Origin of the sequence: Flavobacterium sp. UBA4854 (genome assembly GCF_002399805.1) — a bacterium.
GTDB classification, from domain to species: Bacteria; Bacteroidota; Bacteroidia; order Flavobacteriales; family Flavobacteriaceae; genus Flavobacterium; species Flavobacterium ginsengisoli.
In genome coordinates, this window is record NZ_DHEI01000159.1 from 2,090 (window position 1) to 5,166 (window position 3,077).

General features: G+C 33.2%; 3 protein-coding genes. All 3 read right to left on the bottom strand.

Annotated features, from left to right (window positions below; all coding sequences use genetic code 11):
• Nucleotides 1–24 precede the first annotated feature (24 nt).
• Nucleotides 25–1,362, bottom strand: a complete 1,338-nt coding sequence (locus B3J44_RS22625; RefSeq protein ID WP_198856313.1) for a (Fe-S)-binding protein — start codon at nt 1,360–1,362, stop codon at nt 25–27.
• A 6-nt stretch (nt 1,363–1,368) separates the two neighbouring features.
• Nucleotides 1,369–2,334 carry an MlaD family protein gene (locus tag B3J44_RS22630; RefSeq protein WP_278020988.1) on the bottom strand — a complete coding sequence of 322 codons (966 nt, stop codon included), beginning with the start codon at nt 2,332–2,334 and terminating at the stop codon, nt 1,369–1,371.
• 50 nt (nt 2,335–2,384) lie between these two features.
• A partial coding sequence (locus B3J44_RS22635; RefSeq protein WP_286971587.1) for an N-acetylmuramoyl-L-alanine amidase family protein occupies nt 2,385–3,077 on the bottom strand: 693 nt, incomplete at its 5' end.

Here is a 3,077-nt window from a genome sequence, read left to right on the forward strand (position 1 = left end):
AACTAACCGATTAAACAATAAATCTTAATTTTCGTTTTTCCAATTTAAACGGTCTTGCTGGCTATATTGCCATGGTGCACCGTTATTTTCAATATTAGTCATCATTGCGTTTAATGACATTGGCGCAGCACTTTGTTCCATAACCAAGTAACGACGCATATCCATAATAATAGATAACGGACTAATATTTACAGGACATTCTTCAACGCAAGCATTACAAGAGGTACAAGCCCATAATTCTTCTGGAGTAATATAATCGTTTAAAAGTGATTTATTATCTGGAACAAATACACCTTTATTGGCATCGATATTTTTACCCACTTCCGTTAAACGATCTCTCGTATCCATCATAATTTTACGTGGAGACAATTTTTTACCCGTTTGATTTGCAGGGCAAGACGAAGTACAACGTCCGCATTCTGTACATGTATAAGCATTTAATAACTGAACCCAGTTTAAATCCTGAACATCACTTGCACCAAATTTACTCGGAGCCGCGTTTTCATCAACCGGAGCTGCCGCAAACGGATCAGCATTTGGATCCATCATTAATTTTACCTCTTTTGTCACAGAAGCCAAATTATCAAATTGTCCCTCTGGTTTTAAGTTTGCAAAATACGTATTCGGGAAAGCCAAAAGAATGTGCAAGTGTTTTGAGAAGTATAAATAGTTCATGAAAACTAAAATACCAACAATATGCAACCACCAAAAAACTTCAAACAATAACCCAACAACTTCGTTAGATGTACCATTAAAAATTGGAGCAATAAACTGGCTTATTGGATAACTTCCTGCTTTATGAAAATGAGAATATCCACCTGGAACATTCTGCAAATGCAAATCTGAAGCATTCATCAATAAAAACAGAATCATTAAAACTGTCTCAAAATACAGAATGTAATTGGCATCACTTTTTGGAAATCCGTTCAAGTCTGAATTAATAAAACGCTTTAAGCGAATTACATTTCTTCTAATCCAAAACGTTACTACTGCAATAATTACAAGTATTGCCAAAATTTCAAATGAAGCAATTAAAACGTCATAAACTACGCCTAAATAGGGCGCAAAAACTCTATGAGTTCCAAAAAGTCCATCAATAATGATTTCAAGCAATTCAATATTGATAATTATAAAACCTACATATACAAATATATGCAGTATTCCAGCAACAGGGCGTCTCACCATTTTTGATTGCCCAAGAGCAATCAAGGCCATGTTTTTCCAACGAGCTTTAGGATTATCTTTTCGATCTACATCGACTCCTAAATTAATATTTCGGATGATTTTTTTTACGCTCGCTGCAAAAAAACCGAAACCTACTATAAGAAGTACTGCGAATAAAATATTATCTAAATAACTCATTTATACTTATTTTTTATCAGTTGAGTTTGTTTCTTCTGTTGGCGCTACGTATGGTTTGTTTTTCTTTCCAAAAAGAGAAACGTTTACGTAACGGGTTGGATAAAGACGAAGGTCTTGCAATAACAATTCTAGCTCTTTTGAAGTTTTAGTCAGGTTATTATATAAAGCCTCATCGTTAAGTATTTTTCCTGCTGTCCCTTTTCCAGAATTCAAATTACTCATTAAAACATCAACTTTAGCTAAAGTTTGGTTCAAGTTACGAACTGTTTTACCCAAATCTGCTTTGTTTAATGAATCTGAAATCTTATTGAAGTTGCCAGACATTTTATTGAAGTTTGTAACCATTCCATTTATCTGACCTTTATTGGTATCTAAGATATTGTTAAGACTACCAGATGCTTTATGAAATTGTTGCATTGTCTGACTCAACTCAGCAATTGTTTTCTTTAGATTTTCCTGAGTATTCTTGTCTAAAGTATTGTTTAATCCTGTAACCAAATTATCAATATTCAAAAGCATTTTATCAAGCTTTTGCTGAATTGGCTCTATTTTTCCTCCTAATGATTCTGTCAACCCCAATTCAACAGTAGAAGTTAATTTCTGTCCGTCTTCGGCTAATTCTTTGTCAGCAAAATTTGGAATGATTTTAATTTGTTTTCCTGCAATTAAACTTGGAGAATAAATTGCAGCTGTACTGCTTTTAGAAATTGGAAAATCTGTTTTAAGCTGAAGTTCAACCAATAATTTACCAGTTACTTCATCAATTGTAATTTTACTTACTTTACCAATTGCAAGTCCATTAAGTGTTACTGGAGCTGATGGTGCTAAGTCTTCAACATTATCATATTCAGCGTATAATACGGTATAATTAGTAAAAAGATCTCTGCCTTTTAAAAAACTATATCCCCAGATAAATAATAAAATAGATACGATGACTAAAATAGCCGTTTTAATTTCTCTTGTTAGTTTCAAAATTCTAAGTGTTTGTACAAAATTAATATAAATATTCGAACTTGAGCTTATTATTTAATCGCGTCCTGAATACTGATTTTTTCACCATCTTTAGTTGCTACTAAAAATGCAGCGCCATATCCTTTACTTTTAGCTTCTTGCAGATATTTTTGGGCTGTCTCGTAACTTGAAGTTTCTTCGTAGAAATATTTATAAATATTGTTTTCATATACCATCGTTACATTTTTCAATCCTTTAAAGTTTTTAGGTTCTAAAGGTGTTTTTTTTATGCTCGCAATAAGCTGTACTTTAAAAAAAGTCCCTTTTGGACTATTCTTCGCTACTGCAATTGGCGTACTTGTTTTAGGTTTTGCAGGAGTCGTATCTCTTATGGGCCGACTCTCAGTAGCTTCCGCTCCTGTCCCAAAATATTCGCGTTTGTAACTTAAGATTGCTTCTGCAATTGCTTTGGCAATATCATCTTGACCTTCTTCAGAATTCAAAATATTCCCTTCTGTTGGGTTCGACACAAAGCCAGTTTCAACCAAAACTCTTGGCATATATGCTTTGTGAAGTACCATAAAAGGTGCTTGTTTTACTCCTCCATGGCGAAGTTTTTTTCCTAATTTTTCAAAATTTTCCTCTATTTTGGTAGCAAGCGTTATACTATTATCTAAATATTCTTCTTGCATTAAAGTCATACCAATCATAGATTCTGGAGAATTAGGATCGTAACCTTCATATTTACGTTTATAATCTTTCTC

Excerpts from the sequence above, each read along its gene's own strand:
- B3J44_RS22625 (WP_198856313.1), bottom strand. The coding sequence starts at position 1,362 with ATGAGTTATTTAGATAATATTTTATTCGCAGTACTTCTTATAGTAGGT.